22 protein-coding genes and 1 pseudogene are annotated in these 21,191 nt (G+C 70.8%); 13 read left to right on the top strand and 10 right to left on the bottom strand.

Going from position 1 to position 21,191, the window contains the following annotated elements; genetic code table 11:
• Window positions 1–181 precede the first annotated feature (181 nt).
• The 3 genes and pseudogenes from AB0D57_RS31335 to AB0D57_RS31345 form a co-directional block, all read left to right on the top strand.
• On the top strand, window positions 182–646 hold the full coding sequence (locus AB0D57_RS31335; RefSeq protein ID WP_362080519.1) for a tyrosine-type recombinase/integrase: 465 nt from the start codon (window positions 182–184) through the stop codon (window positions 644–646).
• On the top strand, window positions 643–1,629 hold the full coding sequence (locus tag AB0D57_RS31340; RefSeq protein WP_362080522.1) for a tyrosine-type recombinase/integrase: 987 nt from the start codon (window positions 643–645) through the stop codon (window positions 1,627–1,629). The genes AB0D57_RS31335 and AB0D57_RS31340 overlap by 4 nt, the downstream gene beginning before the upstream one ends.
• Window positions 1,630–1,733: 104 nt before the next feature.
• Window positions 1,734–2,014: pseudogene (locus AB0D57_RS31345) on the top strand (transposase); the annotation flags it as partial.
• On the opposite strand, the gene AB0D57_RS31350 reads toward AB0D57_RS31345, so the two are convergent.
• From AB0D57_RS31350 to AB0D57_RS31360, 3 genes are all read right to left on the bottom strand, one after another.
• The gene (locus tag AB0D57_RS31350; RefSeq protein WP_362080629.1) at window positions 1,962–2,483 is read right to left on the bottom strand and encodes a hypothetical protein; all 522 of its coding nucleotides are present in this window, start codon (window positions 2,481–2,483) and stop codon (window positions 1,962–1,964) included. The pseudogene AB0D57_RS31345 and the gene AB0D57_RS31350 sit on opposite strands and share 53 nt — an antisense overlap.
• Window positions 2,484–2,640: 157 nt before the next feature.
• On the bottom strand, window positions 2,641–3,270 hold the full coding sequence (locus tag AB0D57_RS31355) for a hypothetical protein (RefSeq protein ID WP_362080525.1): 630 nt from the start codon (window positions 3,268–3,270) through the stop codon (window positions 2,641–2,643).
• 140 nt (window positions 3,271–3,410) lie between these two features.
• Window positions 3,411–3,797, bottom strand: coding sequence for a site-specific integrase (locus AB0D57_RS31360; protein ID WP_362080529.1), 387 nt, complete (start codon window positions 3,795–3,797; stop codon window positions 3,411–3,413).
• Window positions 3,798–3,989: 192 nt separating this feature from the next.
• Between AB0D57_RS31360 and AB0D57_RS31365 the strand changes: the two genes are divergently transcribed.
• Together AB0D57_RS31365 and AB0D57_RS31370 are read left to right on the top strand one after the other, a co-directional pair.
• On the top strand, window positions 3,990–4,439 hold the full coding sequence (locus tag AB0D57_RS31365; RefSeq protein WP_362080532.1) for an SRPBCC domain-containing protein: 450 nt from the start codon (window positions 3,990–3,992) through the stop codon (window positions 4,437–4,439).
• Window positions 4,440–4,810: 371 nt separating this feature from the next.
• Window positions 4,811–5,551 carry a glucose 1-dehydrogenase gene (locus AB0D57_RS31370; RefSeq protein ID WP_362080535.1) on the top strand — a complete coding sequence of 247 codons (741 nt, stop codon included), beginning with the start codon at window positions 4,811–4,813 and terminating at the stop codon, window positions 5,549–5,551.
• Window positions 5,552–5,600: 49 nt separating this feature from the next.
• Here AB0D57_RS31370 and AB0D57_RS31375 read toward each other — a convergent pair whose 3' ends face one another.
• Window positions 5,601–5,780 (bottom strand): hypothetical protein, encoded by a 180-nt coding sequence (locus tag AB0D57_RS31375; RefSeq protein WP_362080538.1) that lies wholly within the window; start codon window positions 5,778–5,780, stop codon window positions 5,601–5,603.
• A gap of 255 nt (window positions 5,781–6,035) precedes the next feature.
• On the bottom strand, window positions 6,036–6,911 hold the full coding sequence (locus AB0D57_RS31380) for an undecaprenyl-diphosphate phosphatase (RefSeq protein ID WP_362080541.1): 876 nt from the start codon (window positions 6,909–6,911) through the stop codon (window positions 6,036–6,038).
• Window positions 6,912–7,222: 311 nt separating this feature from the next.
• On the opposite strand from AB0D57_RS31380, the gene AB0D57_RS31385 reads away from it, so the two are divergent.
• From AB0D57_RS31385 to AB0D57_RS31395, 3 genes are read left to right on the top strand one after another with little or no spacing between them, the layout of a single operon-like run.
• Entirely contained in the window at window positions 7,223–8,494 is a 1,272-nt protein-coding gene (locus AB0D57_RS31385) for a Gfo/Idh/MocA family oxidoreductase (protein WP_362080544.1), read from the top strand.
• Window positions 8,491–9,432, top strand: a complete 942-nt coding sequence (locus tag AB0D57_RS31390) for a PmoA family protein (protein ID WP_362080547.1) — start codon at window positions 8,491–8,493, stop codon at window positions 9,430–9,432. The genes AB0D57_RS31385 and AB0D57_RS31390 overlap by 4 nt, the downstream gene beginning before the upstream one ends.
• On the top strand, window positions 9,429–10,169 hold the full coding sequence (locus AB0D57_RS31395) for a cupin (protein WP_362080550.1): 741 nt from the start codon (window positions 9,429–9,431) through the stop codon (window positions 10,167–10,169). Before AB0D57_RS31390 ends, AB0D57_RS31395 begins: the two co-directional genes overlap by 4 nt.
• A 16-nt stretch (window positions 10,170–10,185) precedes the next feature.
• Here the strand turns inward: AB0D57_RS31395 and AB0D57_RS31400 are convergent, their stop codons facing one another.
• A complete protein-coding gene (locus AB0D57_RS31400) occupies window positions 10,186–10,662 on the bottom strand; it encodes a helix-turn-helix domain-containing protein (protein ID WP_362080553.1) in 477 nt (158 codons plus the stop codon).
• Window positions 10,663–10,763: 101 nt separating this feature from the next.
• On the opposite strand from AB0D57_RS31400, the gene AB0D57_RS31405 reads away from it, so the two are divergent.
• A complete protein-coding gene (locus AB0D57_RS31405) occupies window positions 10,764–11,933 on the top strand; it encodes a thiolase family protein (RefSeq protein WP_362080556.1) in 1,170 nt (389 codons plus the stop codon).
• Between the two features lie 34 nt (window positions 11,934–11,967).
• Here AB0D57_RS31405 and AB0D57_RS31410 read toward each other — a convergent pair whose 3' ends face one another.
• A complete protein-coding gene (locus tag AB0D57_RS31410) occupies window positions 11,968–12,747 on the bottom strand; it encodes a VTT domain-containing protein (protein WP_362080559.1) in 780 nt (259 codons plus the stop codon).
• Window positions 12,748–12,796: 49 nt separating this feature from the next.
• Between AB0D57_RS31410 and AB0D57_RS31415 the strand changes: the two genes are divergently transcribed.
• From AB0D57_RS31415 to AB0D57_RS31425, 3 genes are all read left to right on the top strand, one after another.
• Window positions 12,797–13,120 carry a hypothetical protein gene (locus AB0D57_RS31415; RefSeq protein ID WP_362080632.1) on the top strand — a complete coding sequence of 108 codons (324 nt, stop codon included), beginning with the start codon at window positions 12,797–12,799 and terminating at the stop codon, window positions 13,118–13,120.
• 130 nt (window positions 13,121–13,250) lie between these two features.
• Complete coding sequence (gene tuf / locus AB0D57_RS31420) at window positions 13,251–14,420, top strand: elongation factor Tu (RefSeq protein ID WP_362080562.1); 1,170 nt, start codon at window positions 13,251–13,253, stop codon at window positions 14,418–14,420.
• A gap of 154 nt (window positions 14,421–14,574) precedes the next feature.
• Entirely contained in the window at window positions 14,575–15,420 is an 846-nt protein-coding gene (locus AB0D57_RS31425) for a fused MFS/spermidine synthase (RefSeq protein WP_362080565.1), read from the top strand.
• Here the strand turns inward: AB0D57_RS31425 and AB0D57_RS31430 are convergent.
• On the bottom strand, window positions 15,382–16,707 hold the full coding sequence (locus tag AB0D57_RS31430) for an MFS transporter (protein WP_362080568.1): 1,326 nt from the start codon (window positions 16,705–16,707) through the stop codon (window positions 15,382–15,384). The two genes, AB0D57_RS31425 and AB0D57_RS31430, sit on opposite strands and share 39 nt — an antisense overlap.
• Before the next feature lie 347 nt (window positions 16,708–17,054).
• Between AB0D57_RS31430 and AB0D57_RS31435 the strand changes: the two genes are divergently transcribed.
• Entirely contained in the window at window positions 17,055–17,507 is a 453-nt protein-coding gene (locus tag AB0D57_RS31435) for a DUF4442 domain-containing protein (RefSeq protein WP_362080571.1), read from the top strand.
• Window positions 17,508–17,585: 78 nt separating this feature from the next.
• On the opposite strand, the gene AB0D57_RS31440 is transcribed toward AB0D57_RS31435, so the two are convergent.
• The gene (locus AB0D57_RS31440; RefSeq protein WP_362080574.1) at window positions 17,586–18,653 is read right to left on the bottom strand and encodes a LacI family DNA-binding transcriptional regulator; all 1,068 of its coding nucleotides are present in this window, start codon (window positions 18,651–18,653) and stop codon (window positions 17,586–17,588) included.
• 87 nt (window positions 18,654–18,740) lie between these two features.
• Complete coding sequence (locus AB0D57_RS31445; protein ID WP_362080577.1) at window positions 18,741–21,122, bottom strand: beta-galactosidase; 2,382 nt, start codon at window positions 21,120–21,122, stop codon at window positions 18,741–18,743.
• Window positions 21,123–21,191 lie beyond the last annotated feature (69 nt).

Consider the following 21,191-nt stretch of genomic DNA (forward strand, 5'->3'; position numbering starts at 1 on the left):
TGCTGCCCCGCCGCGCCGGGCGGACGACGCTGCCGTATCTGTACTCGCAGGCGGAGATCACCGCGCTGATCCACGCGGCCCGGCACCTGGCCCACCCCCTTCGCGCGGCGACGTTCGAGTCCTTCATCGGGCTCATGGCCGCGACCGGGATCCGCACCGGAGAGGCGATGGGACTGGACCGGTGCGACCCGGACCTGGACCGCGGTGTCCTGCTGGTGCGGGGGACCAAGTTCGGCAAGTCCCGCTGCACCCCACCACCGTCGGGCAGCTCGCCGACTACCAGCGCCGGCGCGACGAGCTGTGTCCGTGCCCGTCCACTGAGGCGTTCTTCCTGTCCGGAGCCGGGACCCGGCTCAACCACACCAACGCGAGCAAGACCTTCACCCGGCTGCTGAAGGCCGTCGACCTCACGGCTCCGGCCGGCGCGGGCAGGCCGCGCCTCTACGACCTGCGGCACACGTTCGCCGTGACCACCTTGGTGAACTGGTACGCCGCCGACGTCGACGTCGCCCACCGGCTCCCGGCGCTGTCCACCTACCTCGGACACGTCAGCCCGGCCACGACCTACTGGTACCTGCACGCCTGCCCGCAGCTGATGACAGCCGCTGCCGAACGCCTCGGCCGGGCATGGAAGGAATCACCGTGACCACTCTGGCCCCTGTCATGCAGGGCTTCTTCACCGAGCGGCTGGCCCAGCGCCGGGTCAGTGCCCACACCGTCGCGGCTTACCGTGACACGTTTCGCCTCCTGCTGGAGTACGCCCGGCGGCAGCTCGGCCGCCCGCCGTCGGCGCTGGAGTTGACCGACATCGACGCCGTGTTCGTCGGTGGCTTCCTGGATCATCTCGAACACGACCGGAACAACAGCGTGACCACCCGAAATGCCAGACTGGCCGCGATCCACTCGCTGTTCTCCTATGCCGCCTACCGCTGCCCGGAACACGCCCTGCTGATTCAGTGCGTCCTGGCTATCCCGCAAAAGCGCCGCGACTGCACACTCGTGTGCTTCCTCAGCCACGAGGAGACCGAGGCTCTGCTGGCGGTCCCGGACCAGTCGACCCTCCTGGGGCGACGTGACCACCTCCTGCTGCTGGTCGCGACGCAAAGCGGACTGCGCGTCTCGGAGCTGACCGCACTCACCTGCGCCGACGCCGAACTCGGCACCGGTTCCCACCTGCGCTGCACCGGCAAGGGCCGCAAACAGCGCTGCACCCCGCTGACGAAACCCGCCGCCCGCCTGCTCCAGCGATGGATCACCGCCCGCAACGCAGCCCCGGATGACCCACTGTTCCCCAACCGCGTCGGCGGACACCTCAGCCGCGATGCCGTTGCCGATCTCCTCCGCAAGTACCTGCCCGCGGCCGCGGAGCGATGCCCGGCCCTGGCCAGCAAGAACGTCACCCCGCACACACTTCGCCACACGGCGGCCATGGCACTGCTGTCCGCCGGCGTCGACACCTCCACCATCGCCCTCTGGCTCGGACACGCGAGCACCAAGGCCACCGACGTCTACCTCCACGCCGACCTGGCGATGAAGGAACGCGCCCTGGCTCGCACCGCACCCCGCGACACCGCCACCAAACGCTACCGGCCCACCGACAGCCTGCTCACCTTCCTGGAGAACCTGTAGTTATCACCGGCCCCAGCCCCTACGGCACCGCCATCCAGCAGATCGGATCGGCCCAACCCGCCATAACCGACGCCCCCAGATAATTCCCGTTATCCCGGTACCGGGATAACGGCAAGCAGATCAACGGGCGCAAGCGGCACATCGTGACCGACTGCCTCGGCCTGCTCCTGGTCGTCGCGGTGACCGCCGCGAATGTCGGCGACCGCGAGGCGGCCGTGCCCCTGCTGCGGCGGCTGCGGAATCTGCGCGCTGGCTGATGCATTCGCGCCGTCTGTGCCGGGACTACGAGACGCTCACCGCGACCAGCGAGGCGATGATCCTGTTCTCGATGATCACGCGGATGAGCCGCCGCCTGGCCCGGCCACGAGCCGACGGCCGGCACTGAACGCCCCCGACGCCTCCTGGAGCAACCACCCGCGCTCGCCAAGGCGCCTGGCCTTCGACCGCACCCCTTCGACCTTCGCCGCGACCGCGTTGTCAAGGCCCAGTGCCGCCGCGATGTCCTTGGCCCGCGCCGGCTCACGGTCCGGCCGGTCCTGGAGCACGTTCAAAATCCGCTGGTTGTCGAGCGAGAGCACCGACACCGACAGCCCCTCCCGCCACGGCGGCACGATCGCTCCCGGCACAGACGCGGACACGGCGGCAGACGCTTCCTCGCCTTCGGCCTCCACCGCGACGGTGGTCTCTTCGGCAGACGCGGCCAGGGCATCGACGAGCTCTTCGCGTGCGATCACTCGCCGGTCCAGCTCAATCTCGGCGGCCTCCAGCGCCGCAGCCGCACGGGCCGCCGCCTCCCGCAGGCCCTCCACCCGCTCGCGGGCGGCCGTTTCCCGTGCCTCCAGCAACCCCAGCATCGACGCCACCGCGCACCCCTCGACGATCTAGCGGAAACAGAACGTCGAGACCATCCCTCAATCCAACCGAAACCATGCCTGACCAGCAGGAACTCAAAGCTCATACTCGGTTCAACAACGGCTTCTCAGTCAGGCGGGCCCCGGGCGGGGGCACGGGTCAGTGGACGGGGTGCCAGTGCTCCAGCGCATCGTCCAGCAGAGGTGCCTCGGGGTCATCCCAGATCAGGCAGCCCCACACCAGGCCGGGTACATCCGGGCCCATGGCATCGGCCGGCCCTTCGGTGAGCGTGCGGTGCACGGCATCGAGATAGGCGGCGATCGACGGATAGCCCGGCTTGTCGCAGGCCAGGTTGTCCGGCAGCGACCAGCGGCCGACGCCGTCCGCGCCCACGTAGTGCCCGGACTCGGGGCCTGCTTCGTCGCCGGTCAGCCACGGAACCACCGTGGCGCCCCACCAGTCGCCGCGGCCGATCTCGGGCAGCCGCGCCCTGAGCGCATCCACCGGGCCGAGCAGGATCCCGCCGGGCAGGAACGCCCCCGAGCCGACCTCGCCCTCTTCCTCATTGGCCTCGATGTATTGGTGTTCCACACCGCCGCACAGCTGCCAGAGATCGCCCAGCTCGGCGGGAAGACCGAAGTCGAGGTGCTGCCTCAGCTGGGCGTCGGCAGCCTCAATGGCCTGCTCCGGGGCGGGCGGCAGCAGGGAGGCGTATGAGACCGGGGCATTCGCCTTCAGCCAGTCCGTGAGGCGGCGCCAGGCCGTCTCTACATTCCATTGATCGCTCATCCCGCCAAGCTACGGAGTCCTTCGGATTGGGCTGACGGTGGGCTTCAGCCCAGGATGAGCCAAGTAATGGACAGGAAGGCGTGCAGCGGCACAGCAGTTGGTACGCGAGGTCGGACAGGATGCCCGCGCCGAGTTCGCGGTCAGCGGGGTGCGTTGCGACGGGCGGCGGGGTCGCGCTCGGCGACATGCCGGGCGACCGTGTCGACTCCGGGGCGAGCGTAGCGTTCCAGCGACCGTGCGGAGGCGTGCCGGGAGCGGGCCGGCAGCATCGGTGTGGATGTGCCGTTCTCCGCATCGTGTGTCAGTGCACTGTGCCTGAGCCGGTGCAGTGTCCACCCCTCCAGGTCCTCGATGTCCTCGGGCCGGGCGAGCGGGTTGGCCAGCAGCCGGGTGGAGGTCTCGAAGATCTCTTCCGCCCGTCGGTAGGACAGCCGGGCGCGGCCGGTCTCCTCGGTCCAGATGGACGCCCAGCCATCTGTTGGCAGTGCGAACGGCGCAGCCTCAGCGGTTGATCGACCAGGGCCCATCAGAGGGCGGGAAGATCGCAGCAAGGATGTGATCGATGATTCTGAACGCTTCCTCCGGGCTCATTCGAACAGCTCCCTACCCGCATCCTCGCCCAATTGAGAGAAGCCCCAGCAAGACCGATGAGTCTCCGCGTCCACGGGTGTCTACAGGTGCGACAGTCCCGACGATGCACGAAAACGAGGAGACGAAGCATGAGTAACGAGCAGGCCACCCCGGCCGACGGCTTCTCCTACAAGCTGACCCGAACGCTCGACGCCTCCGCGGTGAAGGTGTGGCGAGCGTGGACCACTCCCGAGCAGTACGCCCGGTGGGCTTACGCCGTTGCAGGCTCCGTCGAGATGGACGTACGGCCGGGCGGAGCGTGGAAGGCCACGATGGTCACGCCCGACGGCGGACAGTTCCCGCTGACCGGCTCCTATCTTGAGGTCGCCGAGAACCGCCTGGTGGTCGGCATGGACGTACCCGGCAAGCCCGCGCCGGCAGCCATGACCATGGAACTCGACGAGCAGAACGACCACCACACGCAGATCGTGCTCCACCAGACCTGCGACACCGCCGAGGAACGCGACATGGCCGAGCAGGGCAGCACCATGCTCCTCGACAGCCTGAGTGCCTTCCTGGCCGATGAGGCGAGGAACTGACCCCGCTCAGAACCACCAACCGCCCGCGGATCACGGGGCAGGCCGGAACACGCCCGGTTCTGCCCCCGGCCGACTGCCTGTGCAGTTCGATCTTCTCCGTGACCAGGATGGGCATTGCTGCTGAAGTGGATCCACCGAACCGACCAGGAATCTCTTTGCGAAAAGGGGTGTGAACACGGCTCGACATGGATCAAGCCGTCGTTCCAGTGGTCCACGCGCCCTCGGACGCGCGGGGGAACTCGACCGCGCGGCTGGGCTGTTGCCCGAGGAGCAGCCCTACGCTCTCGATGAGGGCGTGCCGGCGCGGCTGTGATCGTAGGGTGATCGCATGCGGGCTTGGTGCGGATCAGGTTCGTCATGAGGAGGCACGTATGACACGTCATGTCACGGTCGTCACGGGTGGCAGCCGGGGGATCGGTGCCGCGACCTGTGCGCGGCTCGCGGCGGACGGACACGACGTGGTCGTGGGGTACGTGAGGGACGGCGCGGCCGCGGAGCGGGCCGCGGCCGCCGTGCGCGCGGCGGGGGCGCGCTGTGTCACGGTGCGGGTGGACACCTCCGACGAGGACGACGTCGAGCGGCTCTTCGACACGGCGGCGGAGCGGCTCGGGCCGGTCACCGGACTGGTGAACAACGCCGGGGTGACCGGACCGCTCGGCAGACTCGCGGACACCGACCCCGCCGAGCTGCGACGGGTGGTCGAGGTCAACCTCCTGGGCACACTGCTGTGTTCGCGCCGTGCCGCCCGGTCCATGGCGGCGTGGGGGAGCGGCATCATCGTCAATGTGTCCTCGGCGGCGGCCACGCTCGGCAGCCCGGGGGAGTTCGTCCACTACGCGGCCACGAAGGCGGCCGTCGACGCCCTGACGATGGGCCTTGCCAAGGAACTCGGCCCGGACGGCATCCGCGTCAACGCCGTCGCGCCCGGCATGATCGACACCGAGATGCACGCGGCCATGGGCGACCCGGCTCGCCCCGAACGCGCCGCGTCTTCGATTCCTCTGCGCCGCGTCGGGCAGGCCGAGGAAGTCGCCGCCGCCATCGCCTGGTTGATGTCGCCCGACGCGTCGTACACGACGGGGGCGGTGCTGCGGGTTTCCGGGGGACGGTGAACGTCAACTCGCGGGTCGTCGGTCCCGGTTGACCGTCACTCCGTGGACCTCACGCCGCCTCGATGACCTCTCCGCGTATCGCTTCCGCCCACTTCACGACCAGCAGCTCGTACTCCGCACGCTCCTGAGCGGACAGGGAACCGCCCGCGCGGATCCACAGGGCGCGGATCTGCTCGTTTAACGCGGCGGCAGACCGCACGGAACCAGAGTGAGTGAAATCGGGGGACATGCGCGTAAGCCTAGGGGCAAGGACTGACAGTGCGCTACCGGTCAGCTACTCAGGCGGTATGTGGTTCGTCACGGCCGGCGGTGGCCCGGGTCGGTCGGCCCATACGACGACGCACGGACCGCGCAGCTGGGGGCCGACTCCCGACACGTGCCAGGTACTCCGCAGACGGCAGGACGGACTGCCGGAGCAAGTCATGAACGGGAGTGTGGCCAGGTTGCAGGCGCGCTGTCGCTCCTCCTGGCCCCGGAGGCGCTGTCAGCCCGCCGACTCGGCGGCGTGCGGGCTCAGTGCGCCCGTCGCCACCAGCGCGATGATGACGATGCCGAGCGCGATGCGGTAGTACACGAACGGCATGAAGCTCTTGTGTGAGATGAACTTCATGAACCACGCGATGACGGCGTACCCGACCGCGAACGCGATGACCGTGGCGAAGGCCGTCGGGCCCCAGGAGACATGGCCGCCCTCGCTGGCGTCCTTGAGTTCGAAGAGCCCGGAGGCGAGCACGGCCGGCATGGCGAGGAGGAAGGAGTAACGGGCCGCCGCCTCGCGGGAGTAGCCCATGAAGAGGCCGCCGCTGATCGTGGCGCCGGACCGGGAGACACCCGGGATCAGCGCCATCGCCTGGCAGAGGCCGTAGAGGAGGCCGTCCTTGGTGTTCAGGTCCTGCAGTGTCTTGCGCTGCTTGGCCGCCCGGTGCTTCCCGCCCGTCTCGTCGCGTGCCGCGAGCCGGTCGGCGATACCGATGACCACGCCCATCACGATCAACATGGTCGCGGTGACCCGCAGATCGCGGAACGGACCCTCGATCTGGTCCTTGAGCGTCACCCCGAGCACGCCGATCGGAATCGAGCCGACGATCACCAGCCAGCCCATCTGGGCGTCGTGATCGCTCCGCATCGCCTTGTTGGTCAGCGAGCGGAACCACGCCGAGAGGATCCGCGCGACATCCTTGCGGAAGTAGATCAGTACGGCGGCCTCCGTCCCGAGCTGGGTGATCGCGGTGAACGCCGCCCCGGGGTCCTCCCAGCCGGAGAACGCGGCGGTCAGCCGCAGATGCGCACTGGAGGAAACGGGAAGGAACTCGGTCAGCCCCTGGACGAGTCCGAGGATGAGGGATTCAAACCAAGACATGGAGTTATGTGGTCCAGTGCTGATCGTGGGAGGGGCGATGGGCGCACCGTGCCGCTGTGCGCGGTGATCACGGGTGTTGAAGGCAGCGTAGCGTCCCCCGATGACAGCCCCGCCACAGGGGTTTCGCAGAAGGACGGGGACTGCCGCGGGCCGGGGCGAGAGGCAACGTTGTCGGTGGTGTTGACCTGCTGCTTGGGCGCCGCATACGTTGCAGCGGAAGAGAAAGCGCTTGCTGTCACCGGTTGCGCCTCGGTGACACCATGCGTGGGCCAACGTCTGACGTCACGTCCGATGGAGCGCTGATCACGTACATGAGCACATCCCACAACGCAACCAACCCCCCCACCTCCCCGAACCCGAACCTGAACCCGAACGCGAACGTGAACGCGAGCCGTCCCGCGGCCCCGCTCGACGGCCGCCGCATCAAGGCCGCCGTCATCGGTACGGGTGCCATCGCGCGCGGGAGTCATGTCCCCGCGCTCGCCCAGCTCGCCGAGGAGGGCGAGACGGAGATCGTCGCCGCGGTCGACATCGTCGAGGACGCCGTCCAGGAGTTCTGCGCGCAGACGGGCATCCCGCACGCGTACACCGATCTGGACCGCATGCTCGAGGAGCAGCGGCCCGATCTGGTCGCCATCTGCACCCCGCCGACCCTGCACCGCGACCAGACCGTCGCCGCGCTGCGCGCCGGAGCCTGGGTGTGGTGCGAGAAGCCGCCGGTGCTGACGATCGCCGACTTCGACGCCGTCGAGGCGGAGGAAGGGAAGGACGGAGGGCCGTACGCGGCCATCGTCTTCCAGCACCGCTTCGGCTCGGGCGCCCGGCATGTGAAGCGCCTCATCGCCGAGGAGGCCATGGGCCGTCCGCTCGTCGCGCACTGCCAGACCACGTGGTACCGCAACGCCGACTACTACGCCGTGCCCTGGCGCGGGCGCTGGGAGACCGAGGGCGGCGGGCCCGCGATGGGACACGGCATCCATCAGATGGACCTGCTGCTCGACCTGATGGGGCCGTGGAGCGAGGTACGGGCGATGGCCGGACGCCTGGTGCACGATGTGGAGACGGAGGACGTCTCGACCGCCCTCGTCCGCTTCGAGAGCGGCGCGCTGGCGACCGTCGTCAACAGCGTCCTGAGCCCGGACGAGGTGAGCCGCATCCGCATCGACTGCGAGCGCGCCACCGTCGAACTCACGCATCTGTACGGCCACAGCAATGCCGACTGGCGGATCACCCCGGCACCGGACGTGCCGGAGGACGACGTGGCGACCTGGCGGGACTTCGGCACGGACGTGCCGAGTTCGCATCTCGCCCAGCTGCGGGATCTGGTCGCGAGCATGCGTGCGGGTGAACGGCCGCGCAGCAGCGGAAATGACGGGCGTACCAGCCTGGAACTGATCAGCGCGCTCTACAAGTCGGCGTTCACGGACACGACCGTCCGCGCCGGGGAGATCGGGCCGGGGGATCCGTATTACACGGCTCTGCACGGAGGTGCGCCGGGCTGGGCGCCTGCCTCGTCCTCCTCGGCCGGGAGCGAGTCCGCTTCCCCGTCCGAGTCCGCCGCGCATCAGGAGGTGTCCGCATGACCACGTCCGCGCAGGGCGGTCTGCGAATCGTGCACGCCCACGGTGATCGCATCACGATCAGTGACGACACCACCGGCGTCGAGCTGCTGAGCTACGTCTACCGTCCCGAGGCGCCCTGGGAGGCCCCGAAGCCGTATCTGCATCCCCTTCGGACGCTGGCGGGCGACGTCGTCACGGACTACCGGCCCAACGACCACCGCTGGCACAAGGGCCTGCAGATGACGGCCTCGCACCTCTCCGGCCAGAACCTGTGGGGCGGCAACACATATGTCCACGGTGAGGGATATCTCGAACTTCCGGAGCGCGTCGGATCGATGGCGCACGTGACGTTCGACGAGGTCGCCTCGGACGGTGCCCGCGCGGTCGTCGCGGAGCGCCTCACCTGGCATCCGTACGACGGTGAACTGTGGGCCGACGAGGAGCGCCGCTTCGAGGTGCACGACGTCGATCCCGCGTCGGGCTCCTGGGCGCTGACCTGGACCACCGCGGTCACCAACCGGCGGGACGAACCGCTGCGCTTCGGCAGTCCGACCACCGCGGGGCGGGAGATGGCGGGCTATACGGGCCTGTTCTGGCGCGGACCGCGCGCCTTCCGGGACGGACGGGTCATCGGCCCCGATTCCGAAGGGCCCGGGCTGATGGGACAGCAGGCGCCCTGGCTCGCTTACTCGGGTGAGCACGACGGCTCCGACGGCCACGCGACGCTCGTCTTCGCGCACGCCCCCGAGAACGACCACACCGGAGCGGCGGGCGCCCACCCGGCCCACTGGTTCGTACGCAACGATCCGTTCGCCGCCGTCGCCCCCTCGCTCGCCTTCTTCGACGAACTGGAACTCGCCCCCGGCGACACCCTCACCCGCCGCTACCGGGTCGTCGTGGCCGACGGAGCCTGGGAGCGCGAGGAGGTCGCCAAGTACCTGGAGGAGCACCCGTGGTGAGCGGCCTCCACCGGACCCCGGAGTTCACCGGGCTCCCCGGCGCCGTCGCCGTCTCGCACCTCTGCGTCTACGACTGGCCCGCCGCGGACGGCGTGTCCGGCGGAACTCCCCATCTGCACCTGACCTGTTCGGAGGCGTACGTCGTCACCGGCGGGCGCGGCGCGGTACAGACGCTGACAACGTCCGGGTACGAGGTCACGCCGCTCGAGTCCGGCACGGTCGCCTGGTTCACGCCCGGCACCATCCACCGGCTCGTCAACGAGGACGATCTGCGCATCACCGTCCTCATGCAGAACAACGGGCTCCCCGAGGCGGGCGACGCCGTGCTCACGCTGCCTCCGCAGTATCTGACCGACCCGGAGACATACGCGGCCGCGACGCTCATCCCGGCCGACGCGCCCGAGGAGGAGCAGGAGCGGGTCGCCCGGGCCCGGCGTGACCTCGCCCTTGAGGGCTACCGGGCGCTGCGCGAAGCGGACGGGCCCGAGCCGCTCGCCGCCTTCCATCGGGCCGCGGCCGCGCTGGTGCGGCCACGGCTCGCCGAGTGGCGCGAGCGGTGGCGGCGCGGCGCCGAGGCCGCCGCCGCGGCCACGGGGCATCAGCTCGACCGTCTGGAGCGGGGCGACACGTCCCACCTCGGCGATGCCCTCGTACGAGCCGAACAGCCGTCCGCGCACGGCCGGTTCGGCATGTGTGGTCGGCTCGATGTCTACAAGGGGACCGACCAGGCCCGCTAAGCAGGCCCAGTAGGCCTTACGCCACCGCAGGCCCCGTCGCTGTCCAGCCCGGGGCCTGCGGGTGTGCCGTCAGGTCGTCGTGTTCGACTTTCTGGCCGCACTCCCGGCAGACGATCTGCGGGACCAGTTCGTTGCCGCAGATGTGTTCCATCACCATCGGGCGGAAGCCGCCCTCCTGGAGATGGCGGTCGCCCCACTCCATCAGCGTGAGCAGCACCGGTTCCAGCTCCAGACCGGCCCGGGTGGGCCGGTACTCGTAGCGCTTCGGGCGGTCGCTGTACTCGACCTTCTCGAGCACGCCGGCCTCGACGAGCCGTTTGAGGCGCGAGGTCAGGACATCGCGCGGGGCGCCGATGTTGCGGACGAGCTGGTCGAAGCGGGTGGCGCCCAGGGACACCTCGCGCAGCACGAGCAGGGAGTACTTCTCGCCGACGAGGGCGAGTGTCGCGGCGATCGAGCAGGGGCGGGCGTCTTTCGTGCCACCGGTTTTCATGCCACCAGTCTAGGGGGTGGGTTGGTTTGTCCAACCCGCTGAGCTACCGTGGAGTCACAAGCGAGTTTGGAAAGCAAACTCTATGAGTTTGGAGATCAAACATGCGTGACGCCGTGATCGTCGAAGCCGTACGCACCCCCGTCGGCAAGGGCAAGCCGAGCGGCTCCCTCGCCCACGTCCACCCCGTGGAACTCCTCGCCCACACGCTGCGCACCCTCATCGAGCGCTCCGGAGTCGACCCGGCGCTGATCGACGACGTCGTCGGCGGCACCGTCAGCCAGGTCGGCGAGCAGGCCGCGAACATCACCCGGTACGCGGTGCTGTCTGCGGGGTTCCCCGAAGCGGTGCCCGCGACCACGGTCGACCGCCAGTGCGGCTCGTCCCAGCAGGCCGTGCACTTCGCGGCGCAGGGTGTCCTGTCCGGGGCGTACGACATCGCCGTGGCCTGCGGTGTGGAGTCGATGAGCCGCGTACCGATGGGGTCGAACGTGCTCGGCGGGACGGGCCCCTTCGGACCGGGGGTCGTCGAGCGTTACCCGGAGGGTCTGGTGCCGCAGGGCATCAGCGCCGAGCTCATCACCGCCAAGTGGGGCATGTCGCGGGAGCAGTTGGACGCCTTCGCGGTGAGCTCACACCAGAAGGCGGCCGCGGCCTGGAGCAACGGCCTTTTCGACGCGGAGGTCGCGCCCCTGGAGGGGTTGGCCCGTGATGAGAGCGTGCGGCCCGCGAGCACGGTGGAGATACTCGCCGGGCTCAAGCCCGCCTACTACGATCCGAGCCTCGCCGAGCGCTTCCCGCAGATCGACTGGTCCGTCACGGCGGGCAACGCGAGCCCCGTCAACGACGGCGCGTCGGCCGTGCTCATCACGTCGAGCGAGACCGCGGCCCGCCTCGGCCTGCGCCCGCTCGCACGCCTGCACAGCTTCGCCGTCACCGGTTCCGACCCGCTGCTGATGCTCACGGGCGTCATCCCCGCCACCGAGAAGGTGCTCCGCAAGGCAGGGCTGGCCCTGGGCGACATCGACCTCTTCGAGGTGAACGAGGCCTTCGCGAGCGTCGTCCTCGCCTGGCAGCAGGAGACGGGCGCCGATCTGTCCAAGGTCAACGTGCACGGCGGAGCGATCGCCATCGGCCACCCGCTCGGCGCGAGCGGTACCCGCCTGACGGCCACCCTCGTCCACGCGATGCGCGCCCGCGGAGCCCGCTACGCGCTGCAGACGATGTGCGAGGCGGGCGGCCTCGCCAACGCGATGGTGCTGGAGGCCGTGTAACGCGCACGGCCCGGGTCCCGTGCCTTCGTCCTGTTCAGCGTCGGCGCAGGTGGTGCCGCTTGCGCCAGGCCACCACCGCGCCGGCCAGGGCCGGCAGTGTGATGAAGCCCATCGCGATCAGGAAGGCGGGGGAGGTCGGCGCCGAGGCGCGGGCGCCGGCGACGGCGTACGCGGCGGTGTTCGGGATCGAGCCCAGGGCGGTGGCGAGGAGAAACGGCATCCAGCCCATGCGGGAGACGGCCGCACAGTAGTTCGCCGCCCAGAAGGGGACTCCGGGGAACAGCCGGGCCATCAGCATCGTGCGGAAGCCGTGCCGGCTGAGCTGCCCGTCGGCCGCCTTCAGCCAGCGGGCGCGCAGCAGTGGGCGCAACGCGTCCTGCCCGAGGATCCGTCCGAGCCCGAACGCGGCACCGGCCCCGAGGACGGTGCCCGCGAGCGCGGTGCCGAGGCCCAGCTGGGAGCCGAAGAGCGCGCCCGCCGCGAGATTGAGCAGTGGCCGGGGCACGAACGCGACCGTGCACAATCCGTACGCCACCGCGAACACCGCGGCCGCCGCGGCACCGCTGAGCTGCGGCGGCCAGCCGTTGGAGAGCAGCCGCTGCGGTTCGAAGAGCAGCACGCTCGCCGCGGCCGTCGCGAGCAGCACCAGGAGCAGGGAGAGCCGGGACCACGGCGAGAGCAGGACTCTCGTGCAGCGGGCGGTGAGGCCCACGGGGGTGGCGACGGCGAGCTCCGACGCGAGGGAGAGCTCCGTGGCGGGGGCCGCGGGAACGGCCGTGGCGGTGCCCCCAGAGAGGGTGGTGGCATCGAGCATCCGGCGACACTAACCGACCAGCGTGTGTGATCGCCGTATGGTTCGTCTCATGGGCGTCACAGCTTCGGGAACGCCGGGTGCACGGTTCGACATTCCGAACGGATCGCCCGCGGACACCCTCCCGAAGTGCGCGTACCGCCACTTCGCCGTCGACTGTCCGTGCCGCCATGTGAGGCAACTCTCCTCCGGTGTGCGGCCGGTGACACGTCGTGTCGTCAGCACCCGCGAAAAACCATTCGACGTGGCCGGATACGTCCGCAATGATCGCCTCATGTTCCGGCACGCCTTCCTTCTCGCAGCATCCGCAGTCGCGGATGCGCCGAAGGCTGCCGTCCCGATCATCGTGGCCGCAGTCGACGGCGCCCGAAGCTGACCCTTCCCGGATCGTCCGGCGGACCCCGCAGGGGGAGGGTCGGCAAGTCCCTCGGGGTCCCCGTCCCGGCCGTTACGCGCCGGGCCATCACTCAGCTCCGCTGACACCGAAGAGGCTTCGAGGTACAGCCATGCCCAAGACGGCTTACGTGCGCACCAAACCGCACCTGAACATCGGCACCATGGGTCACGTGGACCACGGCAAGACCACCCTGACCGCCGCCATCACCAAGGTCCTGGCCGAGCGCGGCTCCGGCACCTTCGTCCCGTTCGACCGGATCGACCGGGCTCCGGAGGAGGCCGCGCGCGGCATTACCATCAACATCGCGCATGTCGAGTACGAGACCGACACCCGGCACTACGCGCATGTGGACATGCCGGGTCACGCCGACTACGTCAAGAACATGGTCACCGGCGCGGCCCAGCTCGACGGGGCGATCCTCGTCGTCTCCGCGCTCGAAGGGGTCATGCCGCAGACCGCCGAACACGTGCTGCTCGCCCGCCAGGTGGGCGTGGACCATATCGTCGTGGCCCTGAACAAGGCGGACATGGCCGACGAGGAGCTGGCCGACCTCGTCGAGCTGGAGGTCCGCGAACTGCTCTCCGCGCACGGCTACGGGGGCGAGTCCGTACCCGTCGTACGGGTGTCCGGTCTCAAGGCCCTTGAGGGGGACCCCCGTTGGACCGGGGCGGTCGACGCGCTGCTCGACGCGGTGGACACGTACGTGCCCATGCCCGAGCGGTACCTCGACGCGCCGTTCCTGTTGCCGGTCGAGAACGTGCTCACGATCACCGGGCGCGGCACGGTCGTCACCGGGGCGGTCGAGCGCGGCACGATCCGGGTCGGCGACCGCGTCGAAGTGCTCGGCGCGGCCGTCGACACGGTGGTCACCGGCCTGGAGACCTTCGGCAAGCCCATGGAGGAGGCACAGGCCGGGGACAACGTGGCGCTGCTGCTGCGCGGGGTCCCGCGGGACGCCGTACGGCGCGGGCACATCGTCGCCGCGCCCGGCAGCGTCGTCCCGAGTCGCCGTTTCTCGGCCCGGGTGTACGTCCTGTCGACGCGCGAGGGCGGTCGTACGACACCCGTCTCCACCGGGTACCGGCCGCAGTTCTACATCCGCACCGCGGACGTGGTCGGCGATGTCGACCTCGGTGAGACGGCCGTTGCCCGGCCCGGTGACACCGTGACCATGGCGGTGGAGCTCGGGCGTGACGTTCCGCTGGAGCCCGGTCTGGGGTTCGCGATCCGTGAGGGGGGTCGGACCGTGGGTGCGGGGACGGTGACGTCGGTCGGCTGACCGGCGTCGGGGGGTTCGGGTGCCTGCCTGGGAGGGCGGGCACCCGCTCTCCCGTACCGGGGTCGGCGCCGGACTATTAGCTTTTCACCCCATTCGCCCGAAGGGCTCGTCCTCGAACGCCGGACGGGTGGAGAACCGGCCGCACAATGGAACGGTGGACGAGCCGATACCCGTGACACGGGCCGTGGATCACGGGACCGCCAAGCTGATGCCGGACGTCGACCGGAAGCGGGCGTGGCTGCTGACGGTCGACGGGGCGCCGCAGTCGTACGTCGATCTGGACGATCCGACCCATCTGGAGTTCGAGTACGCCCGACGGCTCGGGCATGTGCTGGACACGGTGGTGGAACCGGGGCGGACGCTGGACGTGCTGCACCTCGGCGGGGGCGCGCTGACGATGCCCCGCTATGTGGCGGCGACCCGGCCCGGTTCCCGGCAGGACGTGGTGGAGTTCGATCAGGGTCTGCTGGCCCTGATCGTCGAGCACCTGCCGCTGCCCGACGACGCCGGCGTCACGCTGCACGGCGCGGACGCTCGCGGCTGGCTCGAATACGCCGCGCCGGGTTCCGCCGACATCGTGGTCGCGGACGTCTTCGGGGGCTCCCGCGTCCCGGCGCACCTGACGTCCACGGCGTACGCGCGCGCCGCCGAGCGCGTACTGCGCGACGACGGTGTCTACCTGGCCAACCTCGCCGACGCCGCGCCCTTCGCCTTCCTGCGCTCCCAACTCGCCACGTTCGCCACGGTGTTCGAGGAGCTGGCGCTGATCGCCGAACCCGGCGTGCTGCGCGGCCGACGCTTCGGCAACGCGGTGCTCGTGGCCTCCCACCGCCCGCTCGACACCGCCCCCCTCGCCCGCCGCACCGCCTCCGACGCCTTCCCCGCACGCGTCGAACGCGGCCCCGCGCTACGGGAGTTCATCGGCGCCGCCGAACCCGTCCGCGACGAGAACGCGGTCCCCTCACCCGAGCCGCCAGGCGGAGCCTTCAGCATCGGCTGACGCCGGCTCGACGTCCGGGGCCGGCACGCCCTGCGTCACCGCCTTGGTCCGCCGTGTCAGATTCCGTACGTCCGGCACGCACAGCACCGCCGCCGTGACCACGACGACCAGCGTCGCGCAGCCCCACAAGGCGGGCGTACGGCCGAAGGCATCCTCCGCCGGGCCCGCGAGGGCCGTGGCCAGCGGGACCATGGCGATCGAACCGAACCAGTCGTACGCCGAGACGCGCGAGAGCTTGTCCTCGGGGATCTCCTGATGCAGCGCGGTCATCCATGAGACGCCGAACACCTCTATCGCCGCACCGCTGACGAACATCACGGCGCACAGCGGACCCAGCGGCACCGGCACGGCGAGTGCGGCGGCGGGGGTGGCGAGCGGGAAGACGCTGAGGGTGCCCGCGAGCAGGAGGCGGCGCGGCTTCCATCGCATCATGAGCAGCGCGCCACCGACGGTTCCGGCGCCGAACGCGCCGAGGGCCAGTCCCCAGGGCCCGGCTCCACCGAGGCTGTCCCGGGCGACCAGCGGACCGTAGACCGCGTCGGCGGCGCCGACGACCGCGACCACCACGGAGAACTGCGCGACGATCGTCCACAGCCAGGGGCGTCCGACGAACTCCCGCCAGCCCTCGCGGAGATCGGAGAGCAGCCCGCCGCCGGGCTCGCGCGGCGGAATGTGGCGCACGTCGAGGAGCGAACGCAGTGCCGCGGCGACCGCGAAGGCCACCGCGTCCACGGCGAGCACCCAGCCGGGCCCGATCACGGCCACCATCGCCCCGCCGAGGGCCGCGCCGCCCAGCCCGGCGCCGTGCATCGCCAGCCGGAACATCGCGAAGGCGCGGCTCGCCTGCTCCCCGCTCACCGTGGACATCAGCATGCCCTCGGCCGCCGGGCTGAAGAACGCCTGCCCGGTGCCGCCGAGCGCGGACAGCAGCATCATCTGCCACAGCCGCGCCTCACCGGAGAGGACCAGCATCGCGAACGCCGCCTGCGAGACGCAGTTCAGGGCATTGGCTGCGACCATCACGTGATGGCGCGGCAGCCGGTCCGCGACCGCGCCGCCGATCAGCAGGAACAGCACCAGTGGCAGCGTCCGCGCCGCCGCCACCAGACCGACGGCACCCCCGTCGCCCCCCGCGTCGAGCACCGCGAACGCCGAGGCGATCAGCGCGCCCTGGCTGCCCAGGTTGGTGACGACCGCCGCGGCGGTCAGCAGGGTGTAGTTGCGGCCCGCCCAGGACGGGCGATGGGGATGGCGCGGGTGTCGTGGGGAGTTGGCGGCAGAGGTCACAAGCCGACTATCGCCGCAGCGCACTCGGCTTGCCAAACCCTTTGAGCGAGGACCGGACACGGGCTCAGGCGCCCACCGTGGATGCCGCCGCCGTGCCGATCGCGACGACCTTGGTCCGATTGCCGCCGCCCCTCGGTGCGGGCTGATGCCGGTGGGGATTCGGCTGCTGGTAACCGGGCTGCTGACAAGGGTTCGGCTGCTGGTATCCCGGCTGCTGGTACGGGTTCTGGTTCTGCGGGTTCTGCTAGCCACCGGGCGGCTGCTCTCCCGGCCGCATGCGGCGTAACGAAACGACGATCATCATCCGGTGCTGGTCAAAGATTACTACTCACGGGTAACATGCTGCCATGAGCGCAGACCAGATGACGATCGGCGAGATGCTCGCCGCCACGGTGCCGATGGCCCGGACCCTGAACCTCGAATTCGTGGAGACCACGCCGGAGCGGGCCGTGGTGGCGCTGCCCGATCAGGGCGACTACCACAACCACGTCGGCGGGCCGCACGCCGGAGCGATGTTCACGCTGGGCGAGTCGGCGAGCGGGGCGATCGTCCTCGCCGCGTTCGGCGAGCAACTGTCGCGCGCCGTGCCGCTCGCGGTCAGTGCCGAGATCGCGTACAAGAAACTCGCGATGGGGCAGGTCACGGCCACCGCGACCCTCGGCCGCCCGGCCGCCGAGGTCGTCGCCGAACTCGACGCGGGCCGGCGCCCCGAGTTCCCCGTCGCCATCGCCATCCAGCGCGCGGACGGAGCCGTGACCGGCGAGATGACCGTTGTGTGGACCTTGCGGCCGAACGGCTGAGGCAAGCACCTCAAGACGGCGGGCGGCCGTACCGGACGGGGGTCGGTGCGGCCGCCTGCCTCTTTCGATGTCGACGAGTCAACGCTTCCGCGGTGCGGGGCCCGTGCTCCGGCGGACCACGAGCCGAACCGGCTCGACGTGATCGGTCCGGGGTTCGGCCGCTCCGTCGATGCGGGCCAGCAGGAGCCGCAGCGAGCGTCGGCCTATCGCGGCGAAGTCCGTCCGCACGGTGGTCAGCGGGGGCAGCAGATGGGCGGCCTCGGGGATGTCGTCGTACCCGACGACGCTGACGTTGCCCGGGACGTGCCGCCCGGCTTCGTGCAGGGCGCGCAGCACGCCGAGCGCCATCTGGTCGTTGGAGGCGAACACCGCCGTGACGTCCGGGCGCCCGGCCAGCCGGCGGCCCAGTTCGTACCCGGAGTCCGCGCTCCAGTCGCCGATGAGCGGCTCGGGGACCGCGGCACCCGCCGCCTCCAGTGTGGCCCGCCAGGACTCCGCCCGGCGCTCCGCGGACAGCCAGCCCGTGGGGCCCGCGAGGTGCCACACGGTGGAGTGGCCGAGCGCCAGCAGGTGTTCGGTGGCTTGGCGCGCTCCGTCGCGGGAGTCCGCAGTCACGTAGGAGTTGTCGTCCCCGAGGTCGTTCTCCAGCACCATCAGGGGGGCGTCGAACTGTGCCTCCGCCAGGGCCCGGCCCACCCAGCGCTGCGGGGCGATGGCGATCACGCCGTCCGCGCCCTCGGCCGACAGCGTGTGCACGGCGCGCACCAGGGTGTCCCCGTCGGCCGTGTCGAGCGCGATGGAGCTGACCAGGTAACCGGCTTCCTGAGCCGCGGTGTTGATCGCGGTCAGGATGGAGGCGGGCCCGTAGCGCGCCGCGTCGAAGGAGATCACTCCGAGCATCCGCGTCCTGCCGCTGGCCAGGGAACGCGCGCTGCGGCTCGGGTGGTAGCCGAGCGTGCGCATGGCGGCCAGGACCGCATCCCGGGTCTCGGGGCGTACCGCGGGACTGTCGTTGAGCACGCGGGAGACGGTCTGTTTCGAGACACCGGCCAGGCGGGCCACGTCGTCCATCACCGGGCGCGCCCCCGCGAAGCTGCGTCGGCTGCGTCCCTTGGGGGCGGCGCCGTCCGTGGCACCTCGGCTCATGGTGGTGCGTCCTCCGACGTCATGGCGGCGGTCTGGGCCCGCCCGGCTGGCCCACAGGATAGGCCCGCCGGACGTGGCTCCCGCTCCTCAGTCCGCCCTGACCGACCAGGAGTGGGTGGTCACCCACTCGATGTGCCGCACGGCGGCCGTCGCGGTGCCGTCGGCCGCGTGCTCGGGTACGTACACCGGCGCGTCGGCCGCCTGCGGCAGCAGCCGCAGCCGCAGGCCGTGGGCGCGCAGGTCGTCCGCGGGGAGCCGGTCGAGACCGATGTCCCAGACGCGGCCCGAGAAGAACTGGTCGGCGACGAGGGCGTCCCCGACGTACGCGCGTCCCACGTCACCGGTCCAGTGGATGCGCAGGAGCGTTCCCTCGCGCGGAAGTTCGTCCGGTATGTCGACGCGGTACTCGGCCGCGGAGGTGGCGAAGTGCTGGTCCGAGGGGGCGCTCGCCCGGCCCAGCGGACCGGTCACGGTCTCGGGCGGCGGGCCCGCCGGGCGAACCAGGGTGGCGGCGCGTGCGGTGTTCTGGCCACCGGCCCCCTCGTCGGTCCCGGTCGTGTAGCGGGTGAACACGCCGTCCGCCGTCGCCGACAGGGGGGCTCCGGCCACCGTCAACGGCCGCCTCGGACCGGGCAGGACGGCGAGGGACGGCCGGGCCGCGGAGCCGTGCACGCGGAGTTCTTCGTGGTCGAAGACGACGCTGTCGGGGGAGAGGACCAGCCGTTCGGCGCCCCAGGCCACGCCCCGGTACGCGGTGCGCGCGGTGGCGGCGTCGAGCACGAGCAGGCCGACGTCGTGTCCGTCCGCGGTCTTCACCTGGACGAGGGCGTCCGTGCCCGGGCGCAGACCGGTGATCAGGATGCGGTCGTCGGCCTGGGTGACGTCTCCGGAGGGCGCGTCGAGGGACGTCACCGTGTCCGCGTCCAGGGCGAGTTCGACCGCGATGCCGTCGATGGCGGCCAGCACCAGGACCGTACGACCGCTGTCGTCGAGCGTGCACACCGGCTGGGCGGTGGCCCAGTCGAGCCGTAGACCGGCGATCTCGAGGCGCAGCGGCCAGCAGAAGTACGCGCCGGTCGGGACGGTGACGGGGGTGCTGGGGAACGTCAGAGCGGGGGCGTCGGGGAGGTCGACCGTGAACGTCGTGCCGGGGTGGGCCGGCAGCGGTTCGTGCGGCTGGTGGTTGTTGACGAAGAGGAAGCCCGCGGTGCCGTCACTGCGCACGGCCCACCGCAGCGTCTCCCGGTCGGACTGGTCCGAGGGCTGCCGCTCGGGTAGGACGGACTCCATGGGAGCGATCAGCGGGCCGAAGTCGGCCAGCAGCAGGTGCTGGAGGCGCAGTTCGTGGTACGAGGGGCGGACCTGGCCGTACTCGCCGAGAGGTGCCTGGAAGTCGTACGTGAGGACGGGCAGGTCGTTGGGGTAGTCGGTGGCGTGGGACTCCTGGAGCGTGCTGAGTTCGCCGAGCGGGTTCGTGCCACCGTGGAACATGTAGTAGCCCTGCCAGACCGAACCGCAGCCGATCTTGGTAAGGCCGAGCGCGCCCACGTCGTCGGGCTCGACGCGCGGCCGGCGGTGGTAGGCGACGGCCATGCCGCCGCCCAGCTCGCAGGTGGCCCACGGGAAGCGGTCCGTGGGCGCGGGATCACCGCCCCGTACGGTCGTCGGTCGTAGGTCGGCGCCGATGCCCTCGTCGTCGCGCTGATGGGTGAAGAAGAAGTGCTTGCGGCAGGTTTCCGGCCAGCCGCCGTCCGCCTCCGTCCAGAACGCCTCCGTGTAACCCCCGTACAGCGGCAGCAGCTCGTCCGGAGGCAGTTGGACCCCGCCCCACGCGGTCGACGTCCACAGCGGCGCGCTCAGCCCGGCGTCCTGCGCCATCCGCTTCAACGTCAGCAGGTGTCCTGGCTGGTCGTACAGCTCGTTCTCGATCTGGATCGCGACAATCGGACCGCCGTGGGCCCGGTCGAGTCCGCGCAGCTGCTCGGCGATCGCCGCGAACCAGCCGCGTACGGGCTCCAGATAGGCGGGGTCGTCGGTGCGGGGCGTGCAGGCGCGGGCCGACAGCCAGTCCGGCAGGCCGCCGTTGCGGACCTCGGCGTGGCACCAGGGGCCGATGCGGGGGATGAAGCCGAGGCCGTGCCGGGCGCACAGTTCGGCGAAGCGCCGCAGATCGCGGTCGCCGTCGAAGCGGACGCGGCCCTCGACCTCCTCGTGGTGGATCCAGATGACGTAGGCGGCCGCGACCGTGACACCGCCCGCCTTCATCTTCAGCAGCTCCTCCTCCCAGTGGCGGGCCGGGTGGCGGGAGTAGTGGAACTCCCCGGAGACCGGGAACCAGGGGAGGCCGCCGCGCGTGAGGTAGCGGCTGGTCACCTCGATGGGGTCGGGTGCGGCCGGTGCGTCGGCGAAGGGGAGGTGGCCGGTCAGGGGCGGTGCGGGGCGCGCGGGGACGCGCAGAAGGTGCGGCATCAGGACTTCTCCGGTCCGGGAGGCGGGACGGGGCGAGACAGGGCGGGGCGTCGGCGAGAGCAGCGCGCG

Origin of the sequence: Streptomyces sp. NPDC048275 (assembly GCF_040652275.1) — a bacterium.
Lineage (GTDB): Bacteria > Actinomycetota > Actinomycetes > Streptomycetales > Streptomycetaceae > Streptomyces.

Bases quoted from the DNA above. Each gene is read 5' to 3' on its own strand.
- AB0D57_RS31350 (WP_362080629.1), bottom strand. From the start codon at position 2,483: ATGCTGGGGTTGCTGGAGGCACGGGAAACGGCCGCCCGCGAGCGGGTG.
- AB0D57_RS31355 (WP_362080525.1), bottom strand. From the start codon at position 3,270: ATGAGCGATCAATGGAATGTAGAGACGGCCTGGCGCCGCCTCACGGAC.
- AB0D57_RS31360 (WP_362080529.1), bottom strand. From the start codon at position 3,797: ATGGGCCCTGGTCGATCAACCGCTGAGGCTGCGCCGTTCGCACTGCCA.
- AB0D57_RS31365 (WP_362080532.1), top strand. From the start codon at position 3,990: ATGAGTAACGAGCAGGCCACCCCGGCCGACGGCTTCTCCTACAAGCTG.
- AB0D57_RS31370 (WP_362080535.1), top strand. From the start codon at position 4,811: ATGACACGTCATGTCACGGTCGTCACGGGTGGCAGCCGGGGGATCGGT.
- AB0D57_RS31375 (WP_362080538.1), bottom strand. From the start codon at position 5,780: ATGTCCCCCGATTTCACTCACTCTGGTTCCGTGCGGTCTGCCGCCGCG.
- AB0D57_RS31380 (WP_362080541.1), bottom strand. From the start codon at position 6,911: ATGTCTTGGTTTGAATCCCTCATCCTCGGACTCGTCCAGGGGCTGACC.
- AB0D57_RS31385 (WP_362080544.1), top strand. From the start codon at position 7,223: ATGAGCACATCCCACAACGCAACCAACCCCCCCACCTCCCCGAACCCG.
- AB0D57_RS31390 (WP_362080547.1), top strand. From the start codon at position 8,491: ATGACCACGTCCGCGCAGGGCGGTCTGCGAATCGTGCACGCCCACGGT.
- AB0D57_RS31400 (WP_362080553.1), bottom strand. From the start codon at position 10,662: ATGAAAACCGGTGGCACGAAAGACGCCCGCCCCTGCTCGATCGCCGCG.
- AB0D57_RS31405 (WP_362080556.1), top strand. From the start codon at position 10,764: ATGCGTGACGCCGTGATCGTCGAAGCCGTACGCACCCCCGTCGGCAAG.
- AB0D57_RS31410 (WP_362080559.1), bottom strand. From the start codon at position 12,747: ATGCTCGATGCCACCACCCTCTCTGGGGGCACCGCCACGGCCGTTCCC.
- AB0D57_RS31415 (WP_362080632.1), top strand. From the start codon at position 12,797: ATGGGCGTCACAGCTTCGGGAACGCCGGGTGCACGGTTCGACATTCCG.
- tuf (WP_362080562.1), top strand. From the start codon at position 13,251: ATGCCCAAGACGGCTTACGTGCGCACCAAACCGCACCTGAACATCGGC.
- AB0D57_RS31435 (WP_362080571.1), top strand. From the start codon at position 17,055: ATGAGCGCAGACCAGATGACGATCGGCGAGATGCTCGCCGCCACGGTG.
- AB0D57_RS31440 (WP_362080574.1), bottom strand. From the start codon at position 18,653: ATGAGCCGAGGTGCCACGGACGGCGCCGCCCCCAAGGGACGCAGCCGA.
- AB0D57_RS31445 (WP_362080577.1), bottom strand. From the start codon at position 21,122: ATGCCGCACCTTCTGCGCGTCCCCGCGCGCCCCGCACCGCCCCTGACC.